The following is a 26692-nucleotide window of genomic DNA, read 5'->3' on the forward strand; positions in this document are numbered from 1 at the left end:
CTATTCCTTAAAATCAAGTTAAAGATATCTTAAAGTCTTCCGTAAATAGTCAATTAGTCTATGCTTATTGTTAATTTAACGCAGAAAACTAATTAATCAAATCTATGTTAAGAAAATTACCATTATTTCTTTTGGGGATTTTGCTGATTTCTGTTACTTCTTGTTCGACGGCTAAAAAGGCTTCTGCAAGTAAAAAAGGAGCAACAGCTTCGGCAAAACAACCTTCTAAGATGCCAAAAAAAGGTGGCATTCAGCCATATAGTAAAGTTATTACTAAAGATGCTAAAAGTGATTCAGGGTTATTTACTGTTCATGAATTAGACGATAAATATTACTATGAAATACCAGATTCTCTTTTTAATAGAGAAATGTTAATGGTTACAAGAATTGCTAAAACTGCTTCAGGCTTAGGTTTTGGAGGAGGAAAACAGAATACGCAAGTACTACGTTGGGAGAAGAATAAAAAGCAAGTTTTATTAAGAGTTGTTTCACACAGAGTAGTAGCGGCAGATTCTTTGCCAGTTTATGAAGCGGTGGTCAACTCTAATTTTGAACCTATTTTATATGCATTTCCTATTAAAGCGTTTAGTAAAGACTCTTTAAATACAGTTATTGATGTAACACCTTTATTTTCAAAGGATATAAGTACATTAGGGATTCCTCAATTTAGAAGAAGACAATACAAAATTACTCGATTAGATGATTCAAGATCGTATATTGATAAGCTGAAAAGTTATCCATTAAATATTGAAGCACGTCACATCAAAACATATAATGCGGGCGCACCACCGTCAAACGAAAGTGTTGGTTCTATTTCGGTTGAAATGAGCAATTCTATGATATTATTGCCAAAAGAACCAATGAAAAGACGCTATTTTGATGAGCGTGTAGGTTGGTTCACTAGCAATCAAATTGATTACGGACTTAAAGCTCAAAAAAGTAAAACCATAACTTTTTTAGATCGTTGGAGACTAGAAGTTAAGGAAGAAGATATTGAAAAATTTAAAAGAGGGGAGCTAGTAGAACCCAAAAAACCAATTGTTTATTATGTTGATAGAGCTACACCAGAAGAGTGGAAACCATACATTAAGCAAGGTATTGAAGATTGGCAAGTTGCATTTGAGGCAGCAGGGTTTAAAAATGCAATTATAGCTAAAGACCCTCCTACTGTTGAAGAAGATCCAGACTGGAGCCCTGAAGATGTTCGTTATTCGGTGGTACGTTATTTGGCATCACCAATTCCAAATGCAAACGGACCACACGTAAGTGATCCAAGAAGTGGAGAAATATTAGAAAGTGATATCAATTGGTATCATAATGTAATGAGTCTATTAAGAAATTGGTTCTTTATACAAACTGCAGCAATCAACCCAGAGGCACAATCTCTAGAATTTAAAAATGAAGTAATGGGACGATTAATTCGTTTCGTATCTGCACACGAGGTTGGTCATACTTTAGGTTTGCCTCACAATATGGGAAGTAGTGCAGCTTATCCAGTAGATAAATTAAGAGATGCTGAATTTACCAAAAAGTTTGGAACAGCTCCATCTATTATGGATTATGCACGTTTTAATTATGTAGCGCAACCAGGAGATGAAGGAGTAGCCTTAATGCCAAATATTGGACCATATGATAAATATGCAATCAATTGGGGATATCGTCCTATATTAGAAGCAAAAACAGGAGAAGAAGAAAAAGCAATTTTAGACAAATGGATTCTTGAAAAAGATGGAGATCCTTTATACAGATTCGGACACCAACAAGTAGGAGATGTAGTTGATCCAAGTTCGCAAACAGAAGACCTTGGTGACGACGCAATGAAAGCTAGTGATTATGGTATTAAAAACTTAAAGCGAATTGTTCCTAATTTGATTAAGTGGACAGCAGAAGATGGTAAAAATTATGACGATTTGGAAGAAATGTACGGACAAGTATTAGGGCAGTTTAATCGTTATATGGGACATGTTTCCTCAAATATTGGAGGTGTATACGAACACTACAAAACATACGATCAAGAAGGAGCTGTATATACTCATGTTGACAAAGTAAATCAAAAAAGAGCTTTGCAATTCATTAATGAGCAATTGTTCCAAACGCCAAATTGGTTAATTAATCAAGACATTTTCGAAAAAACTCAATATTCTGGAGCTGTTGAACGTATTCGCGGAATGCAAGTTCGTACATTAAATAGAATTTTAAGTTTAGGAAGACTTGCACGTGTTATGGAAAATGAAACGCTCAATGAAAATGATGCATATAAATTTTTAGACATGATGCGTGATTTACGTAACGGAATCTGGACTGAGTTACGTTCTGGTAAAAAAATTGATGCGTATCGTCGTAACTTACAAAGAGCACATATTGACAGATTGGCATATTTAATGACTGCTGAAAATCAAAGTAAAAGTAGAGGCGGTGCCTATGTAAAATCTACAGCATTAAACACAAGTCAGTCTGACTTAAGAGCTGTAGTTCGTGCTGAACTAACTACGTTAAAAAATAATATCAGAAACGCAATTGGTCGTACAAGTGATACTATGAGCAAAATTCACTTGCGTGATGCTATTGAACGTATTGATGCAATACTAGATCCAAAATAAAACGATCTCACATAAAACCAAAAAAGCAGCCTTCGGGTTGCTTTTTTTTTACTGCAAAGACAGGAATATTAGTTTTTTTAGCTTCTAAAAAAAACGGTTAGCATGTATTTTTATACAAAATTCCCCTTAAATATGTATGCAATAATTGACTGTAACAGTTTTTATGCTTCTTGCGAAAGAGCTTTCGATCCAAGCTTAATAGATAAACCGTTGGCAATTCTATCAAATAATGATGGATGTGTAATTTCTAGAAGTAAAGAGGTAAAAGCTTTAGGAATTCCGATGGGTGCACCACTATTCAAATACAAAACACTTATTGCTGAAAAAAATATACAAATCCGTTCCTCCAACTATTCACTATATGGAGATATGAGCGAACGAGTAATGAAACTTCTAGAAGATTTTTCTCCAGAAGTAGAAGTATATAGTATTGATGAAGCCTTTGTCAAATTACCATATTCAGAAAACTATCAAGTCGTTGGTCTTCATATCAAACAATACATTTATCAGCGCACAGGAATTCCTGTTAGTATCGGAATTGCTCCTACAAAAGCACTCTCCAAAGCAGCCAACAATATTGCCAAAAAATTTCCTGAACAAACCCAAGGCTGTCACGTAATTGATTCTGAAGAAAAACGCATCAAAATGCTTAAATGGCTTCCTGTAAAAGCTATTTGGGGAATCGGAGTAGGTAATACCAAGCGCTTGGAAAACAAAAATGTACACACGGCATATGAGTTTACGCAACTTGCTGATGATTGGGTAAAACGAAACATGTCAATTATAGGATTACGCCTCAAAAAAGATTTAGAAGGAAAGCCTACTATTCAACTTGAAGAATCTGTAGTGCACAAAAAGGCCATTGCGACCACTCGAAGCTTTGAATTTACCTTTTCAGATCGCGAAAATCTAAAAGAACGTATTGTGACATTCGCTTCTCGTTGTGCTGAAAAATTAAGAGGACAAAATTCTTCCTGCAATGTAATCATGGTATTTCTTAGAAGCGATCGAAACAAGCACAATAATGTCTATGTCAGATCAAAAAGGGTGCTTACCTTACCCTATGCTACCAATTCAACACTTATTATCAATCAATATGCTTTAAAAGCACTTGCCGATATATACAAACCCGGAATAGCCTATAAAAGAGCAGGTGTTATTCTTACAGGACTTGTTGATACGAATGCATTACAGCTTGATTTATTTCAAAATGAAAACCCGAAACACAAAAAATTAATGGCAGCTATGGATGCCCTAAATGGAAAGTATGGTGTGCAAAAAATTAAGATGGGAAACCAAGATTTACAGCGCACTTGGAAAATGCGACAAGCTTACTTATCTCCCGAATACACCACAAAATTTAAAGACATTATTGTTTTAAACTGTGCTACGATTTAATTTTGTACACATGATGAAGAAGGAAGAAAATGACAAATTGTTAACATTCTACAAAACGCGACAAGGAAATACACAACTCGAATTTGTAGAAGCAGGAATCTCTGCGGGATTTCCCTCACCAGCAGACGATTTTAGAAACAAGCGCATCAGTTTGGACGAAGAATTAGTCAAGGATAAACAAAGTACCTATTATGCAAGAGTTAATGGCGAGTCAATGATTGGTGCAGGATTAGATCATGATGATTTATTAGTCATAGATAAAAGTATTTCTCCCAAAGATGGAAAAATTGCAGTATGTTATGTAGATGGTGAATTTACAGTAAAACGTTTAAAAATAACAAACGACTGTATTTATTTAATGCCTGCCAATGACAAATACAAACCCATTAAGATTACTAAAGACAAGCAATTGCTTATATGGGGAATTGTCACATACGTAATTAAGAAAGTGTAATAAATATAAACAGTCTACAAATCTAACATTCAACAGGTCTAATATGTCAAAAATTAAAGCTGACTGAGCTTGTCGAAGTCAAGCCTTAATAAAATCTTCGTACTCATAATAAAAAGCTTCAAATTGCAGCATGGTTTCATTGAGAAAAACCATAGTTTCTTGCCAAGTATTCTTATTATGAATAGAAACGTTGTGCTTTTCTATATATACTCTAGAAATCTCTTTTCCGTTTTTTAAAATATATGCCTCATCAAAAATAGCTTCAGGAAGAAACTCTTCAATCAGAATAGTTTTCAATGAAATCATCTTTTCCCAATACTTAATACGGTTTTCTAAGTTTTGGTCTTCAATATCTAGTGAAACCATTGCTTTCTTTGTGTCAAAATAAAACTTAAATGAAAAATCTTTAATCTTTGTATTATACAAAACCCACTTTCGCGGAAATGACTTCCCAAATGAGATCCAAAAATCTTCTCGTAACTTTCTTGATTCGGCTTTACTAAACATTAAAATAAAATAATCACTTTCGAGTACCAAAGATATTATATCTTTGGCAGAATATTTACAAAATAGAACGTACATTAATTAAATACACAATACTCGATGTCTGACGAAATGAAACCTTGTCCACAATGTGAATCTCCTTATGGATACTCTTTAGGAACTGGAATATATGCATGCCCAGAATGTGCACACGAATGGAATCCTGAAGAAGTAACGACAGACGATTCTCTAACTGTTATAGATGCAAATGGAAATGAACTAGCAGATGGTGATTCGGTAATCGTAGTAAAAGATTTGCCTGTTAAAGGAGCTCCGAAACCTATCAAAGCTGGAACGAAAGTAAAAAACATTCGCTTAAAAGAAGGCGATCATAATATTGATTGTAAAGTAGATGGTTTTGGTGCTATGGCACTCAAATCAGAGTTTGTTAAAAAGGCGTAGTATTGCACACATACGTCCTTACGTTATATAAAATAAGCAATTACTGTAGCAGTAATAATTACTAATAGTTTGGTTAAATTGAACTTGTGTCCTTCTGAACTTTCAAACAAAATCGTAGTAGAAATATGAAGAAAGATACCTATAACCAATGCAGAGATTTCATTTTGGTATGCTTCTAAAAAAGTCAATTGCTCAGACAAGAAACTACCCAATGGCGTCATAAATGCAAACAATACCAAGAAGCTCAAAATAGAAAGTTTGGACATTTTTGATTCATAAAAAAAGGTAGTCAATAAAATGGCAACAGGAATTTTATGTACCACAATTCCATATACCAAATGATCGTGATGATGCATAGGGAAGCCTTCCAATATCGCATGTACGCTTAAGCTTAAAAATAATAACCATGGAAACGTGCTGCGATCTTTCTTAATATGTACATGGCCGTGTTCAGCTCCTTTTGAAAAGAATTCTAAGAAAATTTGCAGCAAAATACCTGCCATGATAAAAATACCATAACTATTTTGGTAATGCCCAAAAACAACAGGAAGTAAATTAAATACTGTTATAGCCAACAAAAAAGCACCACTAAAGGCAAGTAGTAACTTCATGTGTTTTTTGTTGCGTAATCGAAATACCGTTACAAAAACAAAACCGAGTAATACGGCAATAATAGGAAGTAAATAATGCATCATTTAAAAATCATTATCAGCCTTGTGGAAGTTTTCTGATCAAACTTTCCTAAGTTATAATCTCCAAAAATAGCTAATAAATCAATACCTGCAGCAGTAAAATACGATTCAAAATCTTGTAGCGTCAATGCTTTTACCTTTTCAGTATACAAATGTTCTTGTCCGTCAGCTTCAAATCGAATTTCTTTATAAATGAATCCATCTTTAACATATCGGTGTAATGTAAACGTAATACCTTCTACTTCTTTGACTTCGTGTGGAACTAAATTTTCAATAACATAATCGGCATTCAAGAAATCAATTACACCAAAGCCGTACTCATTCAGTTCTGCTTTAATAGCTTGTAGTGTGCGTAAATTATCAGATTCATGTTCAAAATATCCAAAACTGGTAAATAGGTTACATACAGCATCAAACTGTTTTGGATAAGGCTTGCACATATCGTGTACTTCAAAGCGCAATGTGTCGTTTGCAAATTGAGAAGCGTATGCAATACTATTAGGAGATAAGTCAACACCTGTTACGTCGTATCCCATCGAATTCAAAAACACTGAATGCCTCCCTTTTCCACAAGCCAAGTCTAAAATAGTGGCTTTTTCAGGTAAATTCAAAAAGGCAACTAAATTTTTCATAAATGATTCTGCCTCGTCATAACCTCTATCTTTGTACAAAATATGATAATACGGTGTGTCAAACCACGATGCATACCACTTTGTTTCCTTTTCTTGCATAGTATTTTTTATGGGTTTTTCGTTGATACACGTCAACGCTATTCAGTGTATATTATTTGTATTCAATACAGTTAGTAAACTTTTATGTTAGCTTAATTTATCGTAACAAATAACAAAGCGCAAAATTACACTATTTTACATTTTTTACAGTCGTTGTATTGAGTAAATAATTTCAAAAAGATTCAATTTTAGGTGAAAAATCAACGTTTACGAGATAATCTTTATCGAGATGTTTCTCGAGAGTTTTCTATGACTAGTGTTTAGAAAGTTTCGGTAATGACATTTTTTATATAACGTTTTTAGTATATCACATACATTTTATTAACTATAAAAATCATGAAAGTTTCAGTAAAGGATTGATAATGTTATGTGAATCAAAAAAATATTACTGGATATAATTAAATATAAAATGCAGCATATAATAATTTGATTTTTAACATAAGGTTTGCTAAAATTCATTTAGTTTTAATTTGTAAATATGCCATAGAATATAGGTGTGTTTTCAACTTAAAAAATAAGCTAAATGAAGAAAACTATAATTGCACTAATAATAATCACTTTTTTTGGATGCACTAAAAACGAAAGTAAAGAAATAGAGTATAAACAACAACAGGCAGTACAACAACAGGATACTAATAAAGTAAAGGTGCTCAATTTTGGAACAATGCATTTAAGTGGAAGCGGAGACGCTTATGCATCAACAACCAATAGTAATGATTCTGTTGTAAAGCACAAACTACAAAAAGTTATAGACAAATTGGTCGCTTTTAAGCCAACGGTGATTTGTATTGAAATTCCTTGGGAATCTAATGATCACATTGCAGCAACCTATAAAAAGTATATAAAAGATCAAACGCATCGCTTAAATTGGTCGGAAGAAGTTAATGTATTAGGACTTGAGGTTGGAAGGCTTTCAAATACCAAAAGAATATACGGAATTGATAATCCGTCAGGGTTGGAATGGGGAAGGTTAGTGGAAATGGCCAATACTAAAAAAGAAGATAGTATCTTTTTAAAAAATATTTTGGATGGTTATGAAGGCTTTTATAAGCTTGATATACTAGAGCAATTTAAAAAAATGAACAGTACAGAGTATAAAAGAGAAACGTTTGATTTGTATAATTTTTTGGCAACCACCTATGAAACAGAAGAAAAAAGATATGAGGGTTCTGAAATTGTTGCTGGATTTTATAAACGAAATTTACAGATGTACACTAATTTTAGAGCAATTCCTCTATCAAAAGATGATAGAGTATTAATCATTTTAGGAACAACACATACGGCATATTTAGACGAATTTATAGGTAATAGCTCTCTCTATCATTTAGAAAATGCTGAAGAGTATACTAATTTCTAATAAAAGTAATAACATATATTTCTTTACTTAAAACTCAGTTCGTTTTGCTAACTTTAACACATCAATAATAAAGAAAGTTCATTTTTTTGTTATAAATATCTACGTAAAACCGTATCATACCATACTGCAAAAGGTTAATTAGATTAATGAAACAAAGCATAACGTATTATATTACTTTATGGGTTATTAAACTCAAAGGAATTAAAAAGAAATTCAGTAAAGATCCTATAAATTATAAAAAGGTTAGGAAAGAAGATGTTCCTGTTCCTAAAGGAGCTTTCTTCAAAAAGCATCAATTGCGTACGTTTACAGTTTTAAAAACGAAGGTAACCGAAATAACGGCTAGCGAACATTCAACACATCTATTAATCTTCATACACGGAGGTGCATTTATTTCAGGTCCTGCACAACATCATTGGGATACGGCAGCATATATAGCAAAACACACACAGCATACTCTTTGGATGGTAAATTATCCAAAAGCGCCTGAAAATCAAATCAAAGAAATATCAAACAATATTGATGCAGTATATACTGAGGCCTTAACAAAATACTCGGCAAATCATATTTGTATCATAGGCGATTCTGTTGGAGGTACTTTAACCGCAGCTCTCGTACAACGATTGGTGTTAAACAACATAAAAAGTCCTAAAAAAATCATTTTGGTGTCGCCAGTAATGGATGCAAGTATGTCAAATCCAGCTATTGAATTATTAGAAAAAAAAGACCCAATGCTTTCCAAAGCAGGAGTGTTGAGTGCCAAAAAAATGTGCGCAGGAACAATAGATTTGAAAGCACCTATACTGTCTCCTTTATACGGTAGTTTTACAAAATTTCCGCATACATTTTTATTTCTTGCTCAAAATGATATAACGTATCCAGATGCAAAACATGCAGCACTTAAAATGAAGGAAGCAGCCATTTCTGTTGAAGTAATTGAAGGAGCTCATATGCCACATATATGGCCGTTCTTGCCAGTTATGAAAGAAGCAAGGAATTCTTTAAACCAAATTATTCAAATTTTGAATACACACTAAATGCATCCCAATTTAATTGAATACATAAAAAGATATGTTTCTATTACGGAAGCTGAAATTGCTATTTTTCAAACATATCTACATTCTAAAAAAATAAAGAAAAAAGAATTTTTACTAAAAGAAGGTCAATTTTGTAAATCGAGATACTTTATCATTAAAGGTTGTGTGCGTTTATTTCATTTTGACAATAAAGGCAACGAACAAATTATACATTTTGGAATTGATAATTGGTGGATAACCGAATATGAAAGTCTAATAAACCAAATACCTTCTCAATTGAATATACAAGCCGTTGAAAATACAGAATTACTTGAATTACCGGAGGCTTATTTTGATGAATTATGTGAAAAAGTACCAATCATAGAACGATTATTTCGAAAAATTATGGAAAAAACGTATATCGCTATTCAAAAAAGAATTGAATACATATACAGTCTCTCAGGCGAAGAACAATTTCGTTTCTTTATAGATGCAAACCCAGAATTTACACAAAGAGTCCCACAATATATGATTGCATCTTACCTAGGTATGTCGCCAGAGTTTGTAAGCAAAGTGAAAGCCAAAATAAAGTAAATACATTTCTTAATCATGATTAAGTTTTTTTAAGTAAAAAGGACAGACCTTTGCTTAAAACAATATTAAACATGAAAAAAATACTCGTACTGTGCGTCATTGGTCTTGTTACTTTTAGTTGTAATTCAGATAAGTCATCTTCACAAATTACGACAGAAACAACCCAAACAACTAGCAATACAAAAACAGCGGCAACGCATGTTCGTCCTTTTAATAAAGAGCTTCCAACCATTGGACTTTTAATGTATGATGGTGTTTTGCAAGGAGAAGTAATTGCTACATCAGATGTGTTTGCAAAATTAGACATAGAAGGAAAGCAACTTTTTAATGTTATCTCCATTGCAGAAACCCAAGCTCCAATTATTACCGAAGAAGGAATGAAGTTTGTGCCCGACTTTACGTTTGATAACTGTCCAAAATTGACAGCACTATTTGTGCCAAGCGCCTACGATATGTATGGGCAAGTGAACAATCAAAAAATAATTGATTTCATTAAAAAGAAAAACGAAGAAACCGAATATATTGTAAGTAATTGTGCAGGTGCTCAGTTAATTGGAAAATCGGGTATTGCAGATGGACATAAAATTGTTACTTGGATTGGAGGAGGAACACAGTTGCAAACAGATTATCCAAATCTAAAAGTACAAAATGACAGTATAGTAACTTTTGTAGAAGATGGAAAGTTTAGCTCGTCTAATGGCAATTTGGCAAGTTATATTTCTGCCTTACACTTGTTAGAAAAAATGACAAGTACTGAGCATAGAGTCTTTGTAGAGGGCTATTTATATCTTGACCGACTTCAAAACTGGAAAAAATAATGTACAGATGTGATGTGTGTTTTAAATGAACAAAAACTAGTATTTAAATTCGAAATCTGTATTTCGAAAGGAGAAAATCAAATACTATCATTACTTATTCAGTACACAAATTATATTTTCGAACAGGTGAATCATCAATTTAATGTACTTTTGCAGATAGATGACAAAGTACATGGGAGAAAATTTTAAAATGGTAGCCAAAACCATGCATGGTTTTGAAGACTTACTGGAGAAGGAATTACTACAATTGGGAGCGCAAGATGTGCGCAAAGGAACTCGAAATGTAAGTTTTCGTGGCGATAAAGGCTTTATGTACAAAGCTAATTTATGTTTGCGTACTGCAATTAAAATCTTAAAACCTATTAGATATTTTTCTATACGCAGTGAAAAAGAGTTGTATGAACAGGTGTATAAAATGCCTTGGGACAAATATTTGACAGCAAATGATACTTTTGCAATTGATGCGACGGTTTCTTCTACACAATTTACACACTCTAAGTTTATTGCCCTTAAAGTAAAAGATGCCATAGCTGATAAGTTTAGAAACACTGAGGGCAAGCGTCCTAATGTTGATTTAAAATTCCCAACCTTGCGAATTCATGTGCATATTCAACATAATGAATGTACAATTTCGCTAGACAGTTCTGGTGGATCACTTCATAAACGTGGATATAAAACAGCTACTAATATTGCTCCTATCAATGAAGTATTGGCAGCAGGATTAATTATGCTTTCGGGTTGGGACGGACAGTGTGATTTGCTCGATCCAATGTGCGGAAGCGGAACCATTGCTATTGAAGCTGCTATGATTGCATGTAATATCCCTGCAAACATTAATCGTAAAGAATTTGGCTTTGAAAAATGGCAAGATTGGGATGTTGATTTGTTTGAAACGATAGAAGATTCAGTACTAAACAAAGTTCGTGAATTTCATCATCATATTTACGGATACGATAAGGCTCCTTCAGCGGTACATAAAGCAAAAGATAATGTGCGCAATGCAAATCTAAGTGAGTATATACAAATACAACAAGCAAATTTCTTTGAAACAAAGAAAGAAACCGAAGGAAAACTTCATATACTATTCAATCCGCCTTATGGGGAGCGTTTGCACATTAATATGGAAGAGTTTTACGCACAAATAGGGAATACATTAAAGCATGGATATGCCGATACAGATGCATGGTTTATTACCTCAAATATGGAAGCTTTAAAATCTGTTGGATTACGTCCGTCGAGAAAAATAAAAGTGTTTAATGGAAAGCTTGAGTCTCGATTAGTGAAGTATGAAATGTATGCCGGAAGTAAAAAAGCAAAATACCTAGATAATAATTCCTAAAGAAAATTTTATGAAACCTAAAACGAAAGCCATACTATACAATTTTATTGCGTTTATGTTGATCTTTTTAGCATTTCGTCTCACAATTGGTTTTGTTCTAAAATTAAATACCTTGTGGTTGGCGTTGATATCTGCCGTAATAGCAAGTATCTTAGCTCCAAAATTTGCAGTTGTCAATGAAGGAGGTAAAGAAAAAGTACTAATGAGTTCAATATTTACCAAAGGTCATAAAGAAATGTAATAGGAAAGGGCTTGACTATTAGTCAGTATCCTTTTCTTTTTTCTTCTTTTTTGCCTTTTTATAAATTGGAATTGAATAACTGATTGTATAGTTGAATCCTGCGCCCACATTATTGTCGGTGGTAACTTTGTTAAACCCTGGAATGAAAAGGTTTTGAAAATTCTCAGGCTCTTTTGTATTTAACAAGCGATTCAAACGAAGACTGAATCCCATGTATATGTTTTGTAGTACTTCAACTTTAATTCCAGCAACAACTTCTACCCAATGACCGTTTAAGCTAGAAAATTCTGTACCAGGCATTAATAATAATGAATCTTCACCTTCTACATGTTGATTGGTTTGGTAAATAGTGTAACTATTTAATGTCTGCTTGTGTGTACTAAATCCATAACGCAATCCTACATAAATAGAATTTCGCATTCCAAACCAGTTTTCATAAGCATTATAGTCAAAACCAATCTTGATGAAACTTCCTTCAGTAGTAAAGTTAATTTGGTCTTCATCAACTGTTTTTTTCTCAGTTCCTAGTTCTGCTGCTATATAAAATTTATCTGTAATTCTAAAATCCCCAACAATTTCCAATCCTTGATAATCATCTTCAAGTAACATACGGATGGGTTTGCTTATATCTACTCCAACACGAAGTCCATACGTTTCTTTGGCAGGAATAGAATCATTTGTTTTTAGAGTACCAGTTTCTTGGGCAAAACTTACGCTACCCACAAAAAACGCAAGAATACTAATGATATATTTTGACATGTGTAACGTTTTCATTTTGAATATTAATTTCTGAAACTTGTATACCAAAAGCTGGGTTGATCCAATTGTTTCCATCATCAGTGACAACAGCACCATTTGAAACATTCATGGTATAATTGGTAATATAGCCACATGCTCTTGAAAGGAAAATTTCTCGTGTAGTATAGTTGAATGTTATGATATCTTCATTTCCTAACTGTCCGCCCATATCGTCTAACTCGTAATTAGAAATAAAGCGATATTGAGTACTATCGTCTTGAGTTCGAAGCGGAATACTAACAGTATTTGTTGTTTGAGGAGATAGTTGTATGGGGTCTACAATTACACCATTATCGTCAGTGTTAGGATTTACAGCTTCTACCCAAAGTTTGGTTACATTTTTAGCAACTTCTTCGCCACTGGTATTATTGGCATCGAAAAACTCAATGACTAGTAAAGGAGTTGTTATTGTACCTTCTACACAAATATCATCTTTTTCGCATGAAAAAAACAAGCTAGTTAAGATGAGTAAACATAGAATGCTTCCAAGAACGGAATATTTTTTAATCATATTATTTTCTCTTTTCTAATAGTACAACATTTTCTATGTGATGGGTTTGCGGAAACATATCCACCGCTTGTACTTTGGTTACTTTATATAAATTATCCATCAAAGCAAGATCACGAGCTTGTGTAGCACTATTACAACTTACATATACGACTTTTTTTGGTGCAATAGCTAAAATTTGTTCTACTACGTCAGCATGCATGCCATCACGTGGCGGATCAGTAATAATTACATCAGGAGTGCCATGTGTTTCAATAAATGAAGCGTTGAACACTTTTTTCATATCACCAACATAAAACTCTGTATTGGTAATAGTATTATGTTTGGCGTTTTCTTTGGCAGCTTCAATGGCTTCTGGAACTGACTCGACACCAATTACTTTTCTTGCTTTTTTAGAAACGAATTGTGCAATAGTTCCTGTTCCTGTATACAAGTCATAAACCAATTCATCTCCTTGTAAACCTGCAAAATCACGTGTGATTTTATACAATTCATATGCTTGTTCAGAATTGGTTTGGTAAAAGGATTTCGCATTGATTTTAAACTGCAAACCTTCCATTTCTTCAAAAATATGATCACGACCGTGATAGCAAATCACTTCTTGATCGTAAATGGTGTCATTGCCCTTTTCGTTAATTACATACAACAACGATGTAATTTCAGGAAATGTTTCTTGTACGTAATTTAGCAATAATTCACGTTTTTCTTGCTCATCTTTATAAAATTGGATCAATACCATCACTTCTCCAATTGATGAGGTGCGAATCATCAAGGTGCGTAACAAACCTGTTTGATTGCGTGTGTTAAAGAAAGGTAAATCATTCTCTGTCGCAAACTCTTTAATTGCATTTCGAATAGCATTTGAAGGATTTGCTTGTAAATGACATTTATTAATATCTAATATCTTATCCCACATACCAGGAATATGAAATCCGAGTGCATTTCTACTACCCAAATCTTCCTGCGAATCTACTTCCTCTTGCGTCAACCAACGACTGTCGGAAAACGAAAACTCCATTTTATTGCGGTAAAAATATTCGTTGGCACTTCCTAAAATTGGTGTGAGTTCAGGCAATTCTATTTTTCCTAAGCGAGTTAAGTTATTATATACTTCTTTTTGTTTGTAAAACAATTGATGTTCGTATGCCAAATGTTGCCATTTGCAACCGCCACACACACCAAAATGTTCGCATACAGGTTCTGTACGCTTGTCAGAAAGTGAGTGAAACTTTACCGCTTTCCCTTCATAATATGCGCGTCGCTTTTTAAACGTTTGAATATCTACCACATCACCAGGAACGGCATTTGGAACAAAAATGACGGTGCCATCTTCTGTTTTGGCAACCGATTTTCCTTTCGTAGCGGTGTCAACTACAGCTACTTGTTCAAACAATTTCTTACGATTCTTTCTTCCCATTCGGCAAAAATAACAATAGCAATAAATATACAGCTAATTTATACAGTCAATATTTAAAAAAGTGTGAAAAGTTTTGGTTGATGGTTTATCAGATTATTTTCTGTGTAGTAGAAGATATAATTCAACATTTAGCTACTCAAACTTCTCCATCAAGTCATTCACAACGTTTTCTGTGATACGATACTTTTCTTCTTTCTGTAGAATAATTGGTGCCGCTTTCCGAACTTCACAATCTGTAATCGCACAGCGTTCACATGTGACGCCTACATTTCTGGTTGGAATGGCATTATCTTCTATAAAAGATAACTTGCGTTGCAACTGCTTATCAATCAATAAACCTACACTAATACTGCGATACTGATTTTCTTTAAAAGGATCTTTAGTAGCGGAAGAAAGTACTAAATAATTCATATTGTCTTCTGGATAGTGTGAGATTTGAAGGTCAAATACATGTGATTTGTTTTGTTGTGAAATAGTTTTCAAAACATCCAAAGAAACCCAACGACGGCAATAATGTTCATTTGTTTCATTTGCATGTGGCGAATGTTGATGTGATAGATGTAACTCTTTCTTTAAATGAAACTTTTCAGAGCCTTTTTTGTGAGTAAAACGAAGAAAAAATAAATTTTGGATGTTAAAATCTTTAGGCAAAATGTTTGTTAAACGTTGATAAAATGCCTCAGGTGACGCATTATAGTTAGCAATCAATTGTAAAAAAGCATTTTTTTGAAAAGTTTTTTGCTCAAATAAATTTGTCAATTGTTGAGTTAACGAAGCTCGTGGGATCATTAATGCGCCCGCAAAATAGGACGCATAAAAATTATTCAGTACTTGGTCAAAATTATCAAACTTAATCCAAGAAAACGTATACAATCGATCTTCAATATCCAAGTAATGATAAGCTAATTCTTTTCCATAAATAAATGTACGTTGTGCGTCGTCAATATGATTAGATAGCAACAATGTTTTTGTTTTAGGAACAAAAATAGAGCGTAAATTTCCCAACTCGTGATGCTTGGTCAGCTCTTCATTATTAATGGTATATCCAAATTCTTCAACTAAAATATCTTCCAATTCTTGAGAAGAAATGCGTTTTGTCAAATCAACTTGATATGTTTTGGCAAACGCTACTACTTTTTGCTCTAAATCGTCAAAATAATTATTGTTTGCTTCTTGAAATGAACGTACAGAAGCCAAGTAAAAACTTTCTCGGCTAAAATTATAATGTTGAGCGATTTCGATTATTGTACTAATAAAAGCATTTACCTTAACGGGTGCATTAGCAACAATGTCAATTAAAGTACTCTCTTGAATTCCAAACAGTTCAAGCGGAATCTCTTTAAGGATTTTGGATTGAAGAATTTCACCAATAGGAGCTAAATTTTTATCCAACTTCAATGACACCAAATGATCATAAGGGACTTCTAACTTTTCAGCAAGAACGACAATTTTGTCTGTTTTTGGAAACTTTTTTCCTTTTTCAATCTCGTTTAAATATGATTTTGACAACCCTGTTAATTTGGAAAGTCCGAACAAGGATAAATTTCTCTCAGTACGAATTTGCTTGAGTTTCAAGCCAAAAATCAATTTGATGTATTCTTCTTCCATAAAGACAAATATAAAACAATTTGCGAACAATAATTTTTTAGCGAATAAAAATAATTTAGCGAACGTTCGCTAAATTCAAAAAAAAGTTTTAATATTGTTGCATAAAATTATGAGTCATGGAAGAAACTTTATTACAACAATCTAAAATTCAGTTCGCTAAAACAGTGAAAAACTACTATCCTGAAATTCTAAATGATGAAGCATTAGCATTTATTATTGCTTTGCATGAAAAGTTTAATGCAAGTAGATTAGAACTGTTGGAAAGGCGGAAGTTGCAACAAGAGGTGTTTGATAAAGGACGATTTCCTGAATTTCCAAGAGAAACAAAAAATATACGAGAAGGCGAGTGGAAAGCGGCGGAAATTCCACAAGATTTATTAGACAGACGTGTAGAGATTACCGGACCAGTGGATCGTAAAATGATTATCAATGCATTAAATTCTGGAGCAAAAACATTTATGGCAGACTTGGAAGATAGCAATGCTCCAAGTTGGGCAAATGTGATTGAAGGACAGCAAAATTTATTGGATGCCAACAAACGAACAATCTCTTTATATGATGTGAAACGCGATAAATCATATAAATTGAATGAAAACGTAGCAGTTTTATTAGTGCGTCCGCGTGGATTACACTTAAATGAGTGTCACATCCTTATCAATGGAGAAGAAACTTCTGGAAGCTTAGTTGATTTTGGGTTATATGTCTTTCACAATACCAAAACACTACTCCAAAACAATACAGCTCCCTACTTTTACCTACCAAAGTTAGAACACTATTTGGAAGCACGTTGGTGGAATGATGTATTTGAATTTGCGCAAGCGTATCTTAAGGTAAAAAAAGGAACTTTTAAAGCAACAGTTCTAGTTGAAACCATTACAGCCAGTTTTCAATTAGACGAAATCATTTATGAATTAAAAGAACATATTGTAGGGCTAAATTGTGGAAGATGGGATTATATATTCTCTTACATCAAAAAATTTAGAAACCATAAAAACTTTATGGTGCCCAATAGAGATCAAGTTACAATGACTACACCGTTTATGGATGCATACTCCAAACTGGTCATTCAACGATGTCACAAACGTGGAATTTTGGCAATTGGAGGAATGGCAGCCCAAATTCCTATAAAGAATAATAACTACGCCAATGAAATTGCATTAGAAAAAGTACGAAAAGACAAAGAACGTGAAGTTAAAAATGGACATGATGGAACTTGGGTAGCACATCCTGCCTTGGTAGAAGTTGCGATGGACGAATTTAATAAGCACATGCCTTTGGCGAATCAATTGCATGTAATGCGAGAAGATATTCACATTACAGAAAAAGATTTGGTAGAACTTCCTTTGGGAACTGTGACAGAGCAAGGAATTCGTAAAAATATCAATGTGGGGATTTTGTATATCGAAGCTTGGTTGCGCGGTTTTGGAGCAGTAGCATTGTATGATTTAATGGAAGATGCAGCCACGGCTGAAATCTCTCGTACACAAGTTTGGCAATGGTTGCAAAATGAAGTAATCCTTGATGATGGACGAAGGTTTGATGACACTCTGTTCAAAGATATATTTGATGATGAGGTTGAAAAATTGATTACAGAAATAGGAGAAGATACACTGCCTTCAACCAAATTCAGTTTGGCAATTACACTCTTTAAAAAACTTGTTACTACAGAAGCATTTGAAGAATTTTTAACGCTTCCGGCATATCAATATTTATAAAAAAACAATCCTGCGATTGCGGCAACAATCAACAGGATCTAATTATTAATAATAAATAACAGTACACAAATTTATGAAATCTCAAGACAGAATTCAAGCATTAATTGCAGATTGGACTACAAATCCTCGTTGGGAAGGTGTTGAACGCCCATATACTGCAGAAGAAGTAGTGAAATTACAAGGCTCATACAAAATTGAACACAGTATTGCACGTTTAGGAGCTGAAAAGTTATGGCAAAAACTAAATGATCAAGACTTTGTGGCAGGTTTGGGAGCATTAACAGGAAACCAAGCAGTGCAAGAAGTAGAAGCAGGTTTAGAAGCTATTTATCTAAGTGGTTGGCAAGTTGCCGCAGATGCAAATTTAGCGGGTGAAATGTATCCAGATCAATCGTTGTATCCGGCAAACAGTGTTCCTCAGGTGGTTAAACGAATTAATAACGCACTATTACGTCGCGATCAAATTCAATGTGTTAATGGAGCAGAAAAAAAATTAGATTATTTAGTGCCAATTGTAGCGGATGCGGAAGCAGGTTTTGGTGGAAATCTAAATGCATTTGAGCTCATGAAAGCAATGATTGAAGCTGGTGCAGCAGGTGTACACTTTGAAGATCAATTAAGTTCTGCAAAAAAATGTGGTCACTTAGGAGGAAAAGTATTAGTGCCAACGCAAGAAGCTATTAATAAATTAGTGGCTGCTCGTTTGGCTACAGATGTAATGGGAGTGCCAACATTAATTATTGCACGTACAGATGCGGATGCTGCAAATTTATTGACGAGTGATATAGATACAAGAGATGCAAAATTTATTACTGGAGAGCGTACCAATGAAGGTTTCTTTAATGTAAATAACGGAATTCAACAAGGAATTGCACGCGGATTGAGTTATGCGCCGTATGCAGATTTAATTTGGATGGAAACTTCCAACCCTGATTTGGAGTATGCAAGGGAATTTGCAGAAGCAATTCATGCGCAATACCCAGGAAAAATGCTAGCATACAATTGCTCACCATCGTTCAATTGGGCAGCAAAACTTAGTGTTGCAGAAATGGAAACCTTTAGAGAAGAATTAGCAGCAATGGGATACAAGTTTCAATTTATCACCTTGGCAGGTTTCCATGCGCTAAATACAAGCATGTTCGAATTATCAAAAGCTTATAAAGAACGAGGAATGGCGGGTTATTCAGAATTACAAGAACGTGAATTTGCTTTGCAAAAAGACGGATTCAATGCCGTAAAACATCAAGGTTTTGTGGGAACTACTTATTTTGATGCTGTGCAAAATACAGTAACTGCTGGGGCATCAAGTACTGTTGCGATGAAAGACAGTACCGAAGTTGCACAGTTTTAGGTGTAAGTAGTTTGAATTTTTTTCGATAAGAAAGCTTCTGTTTTGCAGAAGCTTTTTCTTTGTCTATCTTTCTTTAGTTTTCCGAACGTTTGATATGTGTTGCGATTTTGTAGCAAAAAAATCTTAAAAAAAATGAACCTTTCCAAACTTTCTACGTCAGTATAATAAAACAGGATGTTTTTTATGCATAAAAATGATCATACAGAAGCTAGTGAATTGGTACGACAATATGTGCTTGGCAATTCTGAAGCGTTGACACAGTTGGTCAAACGATTTCACAAACGCTTTTGTAATCATGCGTATTACATAGTTAAAGATGTTGAGGTAGCAAAAGACATAGCGCAAGATAGTTGGAATGTAATCATGAATAAAATTTCAAAACTACAAGATCCTACACAATTTAAAAGCTGGTCATTACGTATTGTGCATCGAAAAGCAATTGATTGGACAAGGAATCGTTTGAAACAACAACAGCAAAACGATGCATATCAAGTTACAAAAACCATTCATGAATTGCCTTCAACAGATTATTCACAAGTAAAACAACAATTACGAAGTGCTATTCAAGAGTTGTCAATACATCATCAACAAGTGATTCGTCTGTTTTATGTGGATGAATACTCATTAAAAGATATTGCAAATACATTACAGATTTCAGAAGGTACCGCAAAATCCAGATTATTCCATGCAAGAGAACAATTAAAAAAACAATTAAAAAAATAAAATCATGAGTACAGAAAAAGACATTGATAAGTTAATCAAAGAGACATTAACAGAAGAAGAAGCTAAATTTTATGACGAGCTTGAAGAACAAGGGCTTTTAGGGATGTTGGGAAGTACTTTTAAAGGAAAACTAGCATGGCTAGCAGTCGTGATGAATGTGGTAAACTTGGTAGGATTTGCTTTTTTCGTGTATTGCGCTGTTCAGTTTTTTAATACCGATGTTACCAATGAATTGATTCGATGGGCGGTTTTTGGCTTTATAGCGTGGTCATTTATGGCAATGATTAAACTATTTGTTTGGATGCAAATGCACAAGAATACACAGATTAGAGAAATTAAGCGTTTGGAATTGCAAATTTCAATTCTGTCCAACAAACTTTCAGATAAAAATTAAGTTTAGTATGAATTGTTTTTTCAATCGAGGAATAATGTTACAATGAGACCTGTTGGGATGTATTTAAAATGGCATATTGTTTTTAACTTTTAACAGCATCAATATATATGTTTGAGCTGATAACTACTGCAATTCTTCACATTTAAATAATACTAATAAATTATAATGTTAAAATCTGCCATAATAAATTTCAATTCAAAATGAATATTTAGTATTTTGCAAGCTCTAGGGATGATTTCTCTCCCACGCTGAATTTTCGAGTTCTTCGAAAGGATAAAGGTACAGTAGGAATGGTTATTTTATTCACTTAAAAATTTATTAAAATGGCTGTTTTAGAACAACTAACATCTCAAAAAGCAATCGAATTAGAAGACAAGTATGGAGCACACAACTACCATCCACTACCAGTGGTTTTGAGTAGAGGAGAAGGTGTCCATGTTTGGGACGTAGAAGGAAAACAATATTATGATTTTCTATCTGCCTATTCTGCTGTTAATCAGGGGCATTGTCATCCAAAAATTGTGGATGCTATGGTTTCTCAAGCAAAAACGTTAACACTGACATCTCGTGCATTTTATAATGACATGCTGGGACGCTATGAAAAATTTGCTTCAGAGTATTTCAATTTTGACAAGTTATTACCTATGAATACAGGTGCTGAAGCGGTAGAAACTGCTTTAAAGATTTGTAGAAAATGGGCTTACGAAAAGAAAGGAATTGCAGAGAACGAAGCCGAAATTATTGTTTGTGAAAACAACTTTCATGGACGTACAACCACAATCATATCATTTTCTAATGATCCTGTAGCACGCAAGAATTTTGGACCGTATACAGACGGGTTTATCAAAATAGAATACGATAATATATTAGCATTAGAAGAGGCTCTCAAAAACAATCCAAATGTAGCAGGTTTCTTGGTAGAGCCGATTCAAGGAGAAGCAGGTGTATATGTGCCATCAGAAGGGTATTTGGCTAGAGCAAAAGCATTATGTGCGCAGTACAATGTATTATTCATTGCTGACGAAGTACAAACGGGAATTGCTCGTACTGGGCGATTATTAGCAACTTGTGGAAATTGTTCATGTGAAAAGAAAAACTGTAGCGGAACTCCAGAGGTAAAACCAGATATCTTAATTTTAGGAAAAGCCTTATCTGGCGGAGCGTATCCAGTGTCGGCAGTATTAGCAAATGATGATATTATGGGAGTAATTCGTCCAGGAAATCACGGTTCTACTTTTGGAGGAAATCCTGTAGCAGCAGCTGTGGCAATGGCAGCATTGGAAGTAGTAGCTGATGAAGAATTGGCGGAGAATGCATATCAACTAGGAGAATTGTTCCGTAGTGAACTGAACAAATACATTGAAACAAGCAATATTGTTACCTTAGTGAGAGGAAAAGGACTATTGAATGCAATAGTAATCAATGATACGGAAGATAGTGACACAGCGTGGAATATTTGTGTAGCACTAAAGGAAAATGGATTATTAGCAAAGCCTACACATGGAAACATTATCCGTTTTGCACCGCCTTTAGTAATGACAAAAGATCAGTTGCTTGAGTGTGTTTCAATAATTACAAAAACACTTAAAAAATTTGAATAGTGCCTATTCGCAAAGAAGAAAATAATTCGGTTTTTGATAACTTTGAACTTCGATTAAATGAAAGTTCTAAAAAGTTTTTACGTGAAACTTCTAAATGGGCTTTCGTACTGTCTATTGTTGGGTTTGTAATTGTAGGACTGTTTGTCTTTATGGCTGTTTTCTTCTTTGTGATGCTAGTAGATGTTCGCAGTAACTTAAATCCTTTTCACGAACTTGGTATGCCTGCATGGTACTTTGGTTTGGTGTATTTGCTTATTGCAATCATTTACTTTTTTCCAATCTTGTATTTATATAAATTTTCTCGTAAAATGAAGTCTGCATTGATTGATAAAAGTACTGAAGATCTTACAGCTGCATTTTCGAACTTACGATCACACTATAAATTCATCGGAATTATTGTATTAATCATTGTCGGAATTTATATTTTGCTATTTGGAATAGGACTTGTAACTGCTTTGTTACAGTAATTAAGAAAAACTCAATAAATAAAAAAGCGGATACTTATATTGTATCCGCTTTTTTTAATTTTATTGTTGAAAATATTCTTGAAGAACTCGTTGAAACTCTTCTTTATCTTGAACAACTTCCCAACCAAAAGTCGTAATAGCCCAAACCACAAAAAGTATACTTAATACATTTAAAACGATTCCAATAATGGCCAAAACTTTTCCAATCACAACTGTAGAATGATTGTCCCAAGCCGAAGGATCTTCTTTATATAGTTTAGTTGCTTTAAAACCGTAATAAAGAGCTATTAATCCAAGGATTAAGCCGACGTAGTAAAAACAACAACCAATGATTGATAATGCTCCTAAAACAACAATTAGCGTAGCATTGGGTAAATTTCTTTGTTCCATAATAATAGTTATATTGATTAGTTAAAAAAGTTTATTTTATTGTCTATTACGTTCAAATTCTTCCATTGCTTTTTGCCACTCAATCATAAATTCGTCCCAACCACCTGTCATAAAATAGTAAACAGTATACAAGAAATGTAAAATGTTGATGATTAATATAATTAAAGCTACAATTTTAGCCGTTTTCATCGCATTAATATCACCATGGTAATTATCAGGCTCAGTTTCTAATTTTTTTAAATTGTTTTCAGCAATGTAGTAAGCAGGAATTCCTAAAATAAATCCCAAACCACCAAAGCAACAGCAAAGAAGGCTAATTACTGATAAGACATAGGATACTGTAGTGTTTAATTCTTTTTTCATGGCACTTATAAAAGATGTTTAATTGAAAAATTAATAATAATGATTAAAATATTAATAATAGCTAAAATTCGAATTAGGCGTTGCGAATTATTGAATTTATAAAAGATACTAATAAAAACTACTCCAAAAAAAAGAAGTAAAGTGTAAATAGCAGGATACATTTTAAATGCAGCTACCAATTCTCCACGCATTATCAAAGCTAATGCACGTTGAATACCACAACCAAAACAGTCAAAACCAAAGTACTGTTTTGTCAGGCAAGGAAGCATATAATCCTCTATTGAAAGCAAGAGTAAAAAATTCAAAATAATATAGAATTAGTTCTGTAAAACTACTTAAAAAAATATGTTTTTATATCTCTATGTGCAATAAGTATTGTTCTGGGGAGTTTTGTTACACCATAAAAATGATTTATTAAATCAATTCAATATACAAAAATGTATTGTTAGTTAGAATGTAGTACTTTTGTAGTTAAACAAAGTAGTAGAGTGAAGAAAAAATACACGACAACCATTTATTTTGCACTAGCGCTTTTTAGTGCAGGATTCTTGTTTTTAGGAGAATATTTTTTTGAAAAAAAACCAATTATACCCACTATACTTGCCGTTGTAGTACTGATGTTTGGAGTATATCGAATGATTTCATTGCAAAAATCAAATATACATACTGAATACAAAGATCAAGAGTATTTTAATGGTGAAAAATATTGGAAAGACGAGGAAGAATAAAAAGAATTGAAGATGAATTTTGAAGTAGGTGATCCTGTAGAAACGATTGATGATATTATTAAAGGAGTTGTAACAAAAATAGATAACACAACCATTACTATTGAAACGCTAGAAGGTTTTCCGTTGAAATTTGAAGCGAATGAGTTGGTAAAAGTACAAACCGATGAAATTGCGGGCGATTTGACTTTTCAAAAAATTCACTCAGCAATGCAGGAAAAAGAAGTTCGAAAAAGAAAAAAACAAACGCTACCGAAGTCGAAAAAAGAACGTGTAGAACATATTTTGGAAGTTGATCTTCACATCCATCAATTAACAAATTCATATAAAGGAATGAGCAATCATGAAATGCTCGAGTTACAATTGGATACTGCGAGGAGACAGTTGGAATTTGCCATTCGAAACCGAATTCCTAAAATTGTATTTATTCACGGAGTTGGCGAAGGTGTGTTGAAACTAGAATTGGAATACTTATTTGGTAGATACGACAATATCAACTATTATGACGCAAACTATCAAAAGTACGGATTAGGAGCAACCGAAGTCTATATATATCAAAATCCAAGATAAAGATTAATTAGTAACAGCAGTCTTAATAGTTCCAAATTCAAAAAGGCCATAGCGAACATCTTGTCCATTGTCTCCTGTAAATACTACTTCTCTTAATCGGATAGTGTGTTCGTAACTTTCTACTACAGAACCATTCAAAATTTCTACAGTAGTAACTTCAAGTGTGCCTGCAACAGCAACATATTCTAAATTAGAACTAATATTGGAAGGAAGTTCATCACAAAAATAGGAACTACCAATACTTTCGTTAAAACTTCTATAATAGCAAGATGCTTGACTTGTATTTAATGTTTTAGTACGAGGTACAGGAACCATTTCTCCATCTACTTCTTGAAAATCAGTTTCTTCATTGATAAAAACATCATCTGAAGTTTCAAGGATTAAAGTTTCAGTCCCATTGATTTTAAACAACAAAGTAACACCTTCTTGAGTTTCTTCATTTTCCATTATACACGCTTGTACATTGGCAGTTGAAGTCAAATCAATCTCTTCTAACGTAAGATCTCCATCATCACAACTTACAAAAACCGTCAATAACACAAAAAACAAGCAAAATTTTTTCATCAAAAAAGACTTAAATATTATCATATGAATAGCAAAAATAGGAGAAAACTCTATTTATAACGAAACTTATTGTAAATAATTTTATTTCCGTTATTTTTGCTCATCTTTAGTATACCCAATCCTATTTATATAAACAACAGCATGAAAAATGTATATTTTGACAGTGCCGCAACTACACAAGTTCGACCAGAAGTCGTAGACCGTATCAAAAAAGTATTGGAGGAAAATTATGGAAACCCTTCTTCTACACATAGTTATGGACGATCGTCTAAAACATTAATTGAAACAGCACGAAAAACAATTGCCAAATACTTAAATGCATCTCCACAAGAAATAATTTTTACTTCAGGAGGAACAGAGGCAGATAATATGGTATTGCGCTGCTCTGTGAGAGATTTAGGCGTTACGACAATTATAACTTCTCCAATTGAGCATCATGCTGTGTTACATACAGTAGAACAATTGCGTATAGAATGTGATATCAAAGTAACGTATGTAAAACTACAACCGTGTGGAACGCCTGATTATGATGATTTGGAAGCGTTGTTAAAAGCAGATAATTCAAAAAAAATAGTGAGTTTAATGCATGTAAATAATGAGATAGGGAATATTCTAGATGCAGATCGCGTAGCAAAATTATGTACGGAGTATGGTGCATTATTTCATTCAGACACAGTGCAGTCAATAGGACATTTTGAATGGGACGTGCAGAAAACTTCCGTAGATTTTATGGCAGCTGCCGCACACAAATTTCACGGACCTAAAGGAATTGGTTTTGCGTTTATTCGAAAAGATTCAGGATTAAAACCCTTAATTTTTGGAGGATCGCAGGAACGTGGATTTAGAGCTGGAACTGAAGCAGTGCATAATGTAGTTGGATTGGAAGAAGCATTTCGTTTGGCGTATGATAATCTTGCAGAAGAAAAAGCGTATGTAGAAGCGTTGAAAGTGTATTTTATGGAAGAACTTAAGAAAGTTTTACCTGATGTCAAATTCAATGGAAACTGTCATGAAACGACTAAAAGTACATACACGTTAGTAAATGTATGTTTGCCGTTCGATCAACAAAAAGCGTTGATGTTGTTGTTCCACATGGACTTAAAAGGAATTGCATGTTCCAAAGGAAGTGCGTGCCAGTCAGGAAGTAGTAAAGGTTCACACGTTTTGCGTGCTATTTTAAGTGACGAAGATTTAGAAAAACCATCGTTGCGTTTTTCTTTCTCAAAATTCAATACCAAAGATGAAATTGATTATGTAGTGCAAGTACTGCATGAGTATGCAAATTCATAAGACTAAACATATAGTGAAAAGGC

General features: G+C 33.6%; 30 protein-coding genes. 19 read left to right on the forward strand and 11 right to left on the reverse strand.

Annotated elements, in window-relative coordinates:
* The first annotated feature begins 104 nt into the window (after positions 1-104).
* The 3 genes from AA088_RS14440 (at position 105) to AA088_RS14450 (ending at position 4452) form a co-directional block, all read left to right on the forward strand.
* A complete protein-coding gene (locus tag AA088_RS14440; RefSeq protein WP_046745746.1) occupies positions 105-2600 on the forward strand; it encodes a zinc-dependent metalloprotease in 2496 nt (831 codons plus the stop codon).
* 132 nt (positions 2601-2732) lie between these two features.
* Positions 2733-3998 carry a Y-family DNA polymerase gene (locus tag AA088_RS14445; protein WP_046745747.1) on the forward strand — a complete coding sequence of 422 codons (1266 nt, stop codon included), beginning with the start codon at positions 2733-2735 and terminating at the stop codon, positions 3996-3998.
* Positions 3999-4008: 10 nt separating this feature from the next.
* Entirely contained in the window at positions 4009-4452 is a 444-nt protein-coding gene (locus AA088_RS14450; protein WP_082106776.1) for a LexA family protein, read from the forward strand.
* A gap of 78 nt (positions 4453-4530) precedes the next feature.
* Here the strand turns inward: AA088_RS14450 and AA088_RS14455 are convergent, their stop codons facing one another.
* Positions 4531-4959, reverse strand: coding sequence for a DUF4268 domain-containing protein (locus tag AA088_RS14455; protein ID WP_046745834.1), 429 nt, complete (start codon positions 4957-4959; stop codon positions 4531-4533).
* A gap of 96 nt (positions 4960-5055) precedes the next feature.
* Between AA088_RS14455 and AA088_RS14460 the strand changes: the two genes are divergently transcribed.
* Entirely contained in the window at positions 5056-5397 is a 342-nt protein-coding gene (locus AA088_RS14460; RefSeq protein WP_046745749.1) for a zinc ribbon domain-containing protein YjdM, read from the forward strand.
* Between the two features lie 23 nt (positions 5398-5420).
* On the opposite strand, the gene AA088_RS14465 is transcribed toward AA088_RS14460, so the two are convergent.
* Together AA088_RS14465 and AA088_RS14470 are read right to left on the reverse strand one after the other, a co-directional pair.
* Positions 5421-6092, reverse strand: a complete 672-nt coding sequence (locus AA088_RS14465; RefSeq protein ID WP_082106778.1) for a ZIP family metal transporter — start codon at positions 6090-6092, stop codon at positions 5421-5423.
* Positions 6089-6820, reverse strand: a complete 732-nt coding sequence (locus AA088_RS14470; RefSeq protein WP_082106780.1) for a class I SAM-dependent methyltransferase — start codon at positions 6818-6820, stop codon at positions 6089-6091. Before AA088_RS14470 ends, AA088_RS14465 begins: the two co-directional genes overlap by 4 nt.
* 523 nt (positions 6821-7343) lie before the next feature.
* On the opposite strand from AA088_RS14470, the gene AA088_RS14475 reads away from it, so the two are divergent.
* The 6 genes from AA088_RS14475 (at position 7344) to AA088_RS14500 (ending at position 12185) form a co-directional block, all read left to right on the forward strand.
* Positions 7344-8177 carry a DUF5694 domain-containing protein gene (locus AA088_RS14475; protein WP_046745750.1) on the forward strand — a complete coding sequence of 278 codons (834 nt, stop codon included), beginning with the start codon at positions 7344-7346 and terminating at the stop codon, positions 8175-8177.
* Between the two features lie 137 nt (positions 8178-8314).
* Positions 8315-9214, forward strand: coding sequence for an alpha/beta hydrolase (locus AA088_RS14480; RefSeq protein WP_262494936.1), 900 nt, complete (start codon positions 8315-8317; stop codon positions 9212-9214).
* Positions 9215-9787 carry a Crp/Fnr family transcriptional regulator gene (locus tag AA088_RS14485; protein ID WP_046745752.1) on the forward strand — a complete coding sequence of 191 codons (573 nt, stop codon included), beginning with the start codon at positions 9215-9217 and terminating at the stop codon, positions 9785-9787.
* 71 nt (positions 9788-9858) lie between these two features.
* A complete protein-coding gene (locus AA088_RS14490; RefSeq protein WP_046745753.1) occupies positions 9859-10605 on the forward strand; it encodes a DJ-1/PfpI family protein in 747 nt (248 codons plus the stop codon).
* A 172-nt stretch (positions 10606-10777) separates the two neighbouring features.
* Positions 10778-11944, forward strand: a complete 1167-nt coding sequence (locus tag AA088_RS14495; RefSeq protein WP_046745754.1) for a THUMP domain-containing class I SAM-dependent RNA methyltransferase — start codon at positions 10778-10780, stop codon at positions 11942-11944.
* A 10-nt stretch (positions 11945-11954) separates the two neighbouring features.
* Complete coding sequence (locus AA088_RS14500) at positions 11955-12185, forward strand: hypothetical protein (RefSeq protein ID WP_046745755.1); 231 nt, start codon at positions 11955-11957, stop codon at positions 12183-12185.
* An 18-nt stretch (positions 12186-12203) separates the two neighbouring features.
* On the opposite strand, the gene AA088_RS14505 is transcribed toward AA088_RS14500, so the two are convergent.
* The 4 genes from AA088_RS14505 to AA088_RS14520 form a co-directional block, all read right to left on the reverse strand.
* Entirely contained in the window at positions 12204-12944 is a 741-nt protein-coding gene (locus AA088_RS14505; protein WP_046745756.1) for a DUF6048 family protein, read from the reverse strand.
* Positions 12925-13494, reverse strand: a complete 570-nt coding sequence (locus tag AA088_RS14510; protein WP_046745757.1) for a DUF6452 family protein — start codon at positions 13492-13494, stop codon at positions 12925-12927. Before AA088_RS14510 ends, AA088_RS14505 begins: the two co-directional genes overlap by 20 nt.
* Position 13495: 1 nt before the next feature.
* Positions 13496-14908: a 23S rRNA (uracil(1939)-C(5))-methyltransferase RlmD gene (rlmD, locus tag AA088_RS14515; RefSeq protein WP_046745758.1), complete on the reverse strand. Its 1413-nt coding sequence runs from the start codon at positions 14906-14908 to the stop codon at positions 13496-13498.
* 132 nt (positions 14909-15040) lie between these two features.
* Positions 15041-16516 carry a helix-turn-helix domain-containing protein gene (locus AA088_RS14520; RefSeq protein WP_046745759.1) on the reverse strand — a complete coding sequence of 492 codons (1476 nt, stop codon included), beginning with the start codon at positions 16514-16516 and terminating at the stop codon, positions 15041-15043.
* A gap of 116 nt (positions 16517-16632) precedes the next feature.
* On the opposite strand from AA088_RS14520, the gene aceB reads away from it, so the two are divergent.
* The 6 genes from aceB (at position 16633) to AA088_RS14550 (ending at position 22767) form a co-directional block, all read left to right on the forward strand.
* Entirely contained in the window at positions 16633-18231 is a 1599-nt protein-coding gene (aceB, locus tag AA088_RS14525; RefSeq protein ID WP_046745760.1) for a malate synthase A, read from the forward strand.
* A 73-nt stretch (positions 18232-18304) separates the two neighbouring features.
* Positions 18305-19582 (forward strand): isocitrate lyase, encoded by a 1278-nt coding sequence (gene aceA / locus AA088_RS14530; protein ID WP_046745761.1) that lies wholly within the window; start codon positions 18305-18307, stop codon positions 19580-19582.
* Between the two features lie 183 nt (positions 19583-19765).
* Complete coding sequence (locus AA088_RS14535; RefSeq protein WP_046745837.1) at positions 19766-20305, forward strand: RNA polymerase sigma factor; 540 nt, start codon at positions 19766-19768, stop codon at positions 20303-20305.
* A 4-nt stretch (positions 20306-20309) separates the two neighbouring features.
* A complete protein-coding gene (locus AA088_RS14540) occupies positions 20310-20699 on the forward strand; it encodes a DUF6768 family protein (RefSeq protein WP_046745762.1) in 390 nt (129 codons plus the stop codon).
* A gap of 323 nt (positions 20700-21022) precedes the next feature.
* Complete coding sequence (gene rocD / locus AA088_RS14545) at positions 21023-22300, forward strand: ornithine--oxo-acid transaminase (protein WP_046745763.1); 1278 nt, start codon at positions 21023-21025, stop codon at positions 22298-22300.
* A complete protein-coding gene (locus AA088_RS14550) occupies positions 22300-22767 on the forward strand; it encodes a DUF5362 family protein (protein ID WP_052752921.1) in 468 nt (155 codons plus the stop codon). Before rocD ends, AA088_RS14550 begins: the two co-directional genes overlap by 1 nt.
* Before the next feature lie 60 nt (positions 22768-22827).
* On the opposite strand, the gene AA088_RS14555 is transcribed toward AA088_RS14550, so the two are convergent.
* From AA088_RS14555 to AA088_RS14565, 3 genes are read right to left on the reverse strand one after another with little or no spacing between them, the layout of a single operon-like run.
* A complete protein-coding gene (locus tag AA088_RS14555) occupies positions 22828-23157 on the reverse strand; it encodes a CCC motif membrane protein (RefSeq protein ID WP_046745764.1) in 330 nt (109 codons plus the stop codon).
* A gap of 36 nt (positions 23158-23193) precedes the next feature.
* Positions 23194-23520: a CCC motif membrane protein gene (locus tag AA088_RS14560; RefSeq protein ID WP_046745765.1), complete on the reverse strand. Its 327-nt coding sequence runs from the start codon at positions 23518-23520 to the stop codon at positions 23194-23196.
* 5 nt (positions 23521-23525) lie between these two features.
* Positions 23526-23810 (reverse strand): DUF2752 domain-containing protein, encoded by a 285-nt coding sequence (locus AA088_RS14565; RefSeq protein ID WP_241483425.1) that lies wholly within the window; start codon positions 23808-23810, stop codon positions 23526-23528.
* 198 nt (positions 23811-24008) lie between these two features.
* Here AA088_RS14565 and AA088_RS14570 point away from each other — a divergent pair, with 198 nt between their 5' ends.
* Together AA088_RS14570 and AA088_RS14575 are read left to right on the forward strand one after the other, a co-directional pair.
* The gene (locus AA088_RS14570) at positions 24009-24248 is read left to right on the forward strand and encodes a hypothetical protein (protein WP_046745767.1); all 240 of its coding nucleotides are present in this window, start codon (positions 24009-24011) and stop codon (positions 24246-24248) included.
* A 12-nt stretch (positions 24249-24260) separates the two neighbouring features.
* Positions 24261-24815 (forward strand): Smr/MutS family protein, encoded by a 555-nt coding sequence (locus AA088_RS14575; RefSeq protein ID WP_046745768.1) that lies wholly within the window; start codon positions 24261-24263, stop codon positions 24813-24815.
* A 3-nt stretch (positions 24816-24818) separates the two neighbouring features.
* Here the strand turns inward: AA088_RS14575 and AA088_RS14580 are convergent, their stop codons facing one another.
* Positions 24819-25379, reverse strand: a complete 561-nt coding sequence (locus AA088_RS14580) for a hypothetical protein (RefSeq protein WP_046745769.1) — start codon at positions 25377-25379, stop codon at positions 24819-24821.
* A 141-nt stretch (positions 25380-25520) separates the two neighbouring features.
* Here AA088_RS14580 and AA088_RS14585 point away from each other — a divergent pair, with 141 nt between their 5' ends.
* Positions 25521-26669, forward strand: a complete 1149-nt coding sequence (locus tag AA088_RS14585; RefSeq protein ID WP_046745770.1) for a cysteine desulfurase family protein — start codon at positions 25521-25523, stop codon at positions 26667-26669.
* Positions 26670-26692: the final 23 nt, after the last annotated feature.

It is taken from the genome of Kordia zhangzhouensis, assembly GCF_001005305.1.
Lineage (GTDB): Bacteria > Bacteroidota > Bacteroidia > Flavobacteriales > Flavobacteriaceae > Kordia > Kordia zhangzhouensis.

Coding starts and splice junctions, on each gene's coding strand:
- AA088_RS14575 (WP_046745768.1), top strand. CDS start 24,261: ATGAATTTTGAAGTAGGTGATCCTGTAGAAACGATTGATGATATTATT.
- AA088_RS14505 (WP_046745756.1), bottom strand. CDS start 12,944: ATGTCAAAATATATCATTAGTATTCTTGCGTTTTTTGTGGGTAGCGTA.
- AA088_RS14460 (WP_046745749.1), top strand. CDS start 5,056: ATGTCTGACGAAATGAAACCTTGTCCACAATGTGAATCTCCTTATGGA.
- AA088_RS14465 (WP_082106778.1), bottom strand. CDS start 6,092: ATGATGCATTATTTACTTCCTATTATTGCCGTATTACTCGGTTTTGTT.
- AA088_RS14450 (WP_082106776.1), top strand. CDS start 4,009: ATGATGAAGAAGGAAGAAAATGACAAATTGTTAACATTCTACAAAACG.
- AA088_RS14535 (WP_046745837.1), top strand. CDS start 19,766: ATGCATAAAAATGATCATACAGAAGCTAGTGAATTGGTACGACAATAT.
- AA088_RS14470 (WP_082106780.1), bottom strand. CDS start 6,820: ATGCAAGAAAAGGAAACAAAGTGGTATGCATCGTGGTTTGACACACCG.
- AA088_RS14495 (WP_046745754.1), top strand. CDS start 10,778: ATGGGAGAAAATTTTAAAATGGTAGCCAAAACCATGCATGGTTTTGAA.
- AA088_RS14580 (WP_046745769.1), bottom strand. CDS start 25,379: ATGAAAAAATTTTGCTTGTTTTTTGTGTTATTGACGGTTTTTGTAAGT.
- rlmD (WP_046745758.1), bottom strand. CDS start 14,908: ATGGGAAGAAAGAATCGTAAGAAATTGTTTGAACAAGTAGCTGTAGTT.
- AA088_RS14500 (WP_046745755.1), top strand. CDS start 11,955: ATGAAACCTAAAACGAAAGCCATACTATACAATTTTATTGCGTTTATG.
- aceB (WP_046745760.1), top strand. CDS start 16,633: ATGGAAGAAACTTTATTACAACAATCTAAAATTCAGTTCGCTAAAACA.
- AA088_RS14475 (WP_046745750.1), top strand. CDS start 7,344: ATGAAGAAAACTATAATTGCACTAATAATAATCACTTTTTTTGGATGC.
- rocD (WP_046745763.1), top strand. CDS start 21,023: ATGGCTGTTTTAGAACAACTAACATCTCAAAAAGCAATCGAATTAGAA.
- AA088_RS14455 (WP_046745834.1), bottom strand. CDS start 4,959: ATGTTTAGTAAAGCCGAATCAAGAAAGTTACGAGAAGATTTTTGGATC.
- aceA (WP_046745761.1), top strand. CDS start 18,305: ATGAAATCTCAAGACAGAATTCAAGCATTAATTGCAGATTGGACTACA.
- AA088_RS14585 (WP_046745770.1), top strand. CDS start 25,521: ATGAAAAATGTATATTTTGACAGTGCCGCAACTACACAAGTTCGACCA.
- AA088_RS14555 (WP_046745764.1), bottom strand. CDS start 23,157: ATGGAACAAAGAAATTTACCCAATGCTACGCTAATTGTTGTTTTAGGA.
- AA088_RS14490 (WP_046745753.1), top strand. CDS start 9,859: ATGAAAAAAATACTCGTACTGTGCGTCATTGGTCTTGTTACTTTTAGT.
- AA088_RS14520 (WP_046745759.1), bottom strand. CDS start 16,516: ATGGAAGAAGAATACATCAAATTGATTTTTGGCTTGAAACTCAAGCAA.
- AA088_RS14440 (WP_046745746.1), top strand. CDS start 105: ATGTTAAGAAAATTACCATTATTTCTTTTGGGGATTTTGCTGATTTCT.
- AA088_RS14540 (WP_046745762.1), top strand. CDS start 20,310: ATGAGTACAGAAAAAGACATTGATAAGTTAATCAAAGAGACATTAACA.
- AA088_RS14445 (WP_046745747.1), top strand. CDS start 2,733: ATGTATGCAATAATTGACTGTAACAGTTTTTATGCTTCTTGCGAAAGA.
- AA088_RS14510 (WP_046745757.1), bottom strand. CDS start 13,494: ATGATTAAAAAATATTCCGTTCTTGGAAGCATTCTATGTTTACTCATC.
- AA088_RS14560 (WP_046745765.1), bottom strand. CDS start 23,520: ATGAAAAAAGAATTAAACACTACAGTATCCTATGTCTTATCAGTAATT.
- AA088_RS14485 (WP_046745752.1), top strand. CDS start 9,215: ATGCATCCCAATTTAATTGAATACATAAAAAGATATGTTTCTATTACG.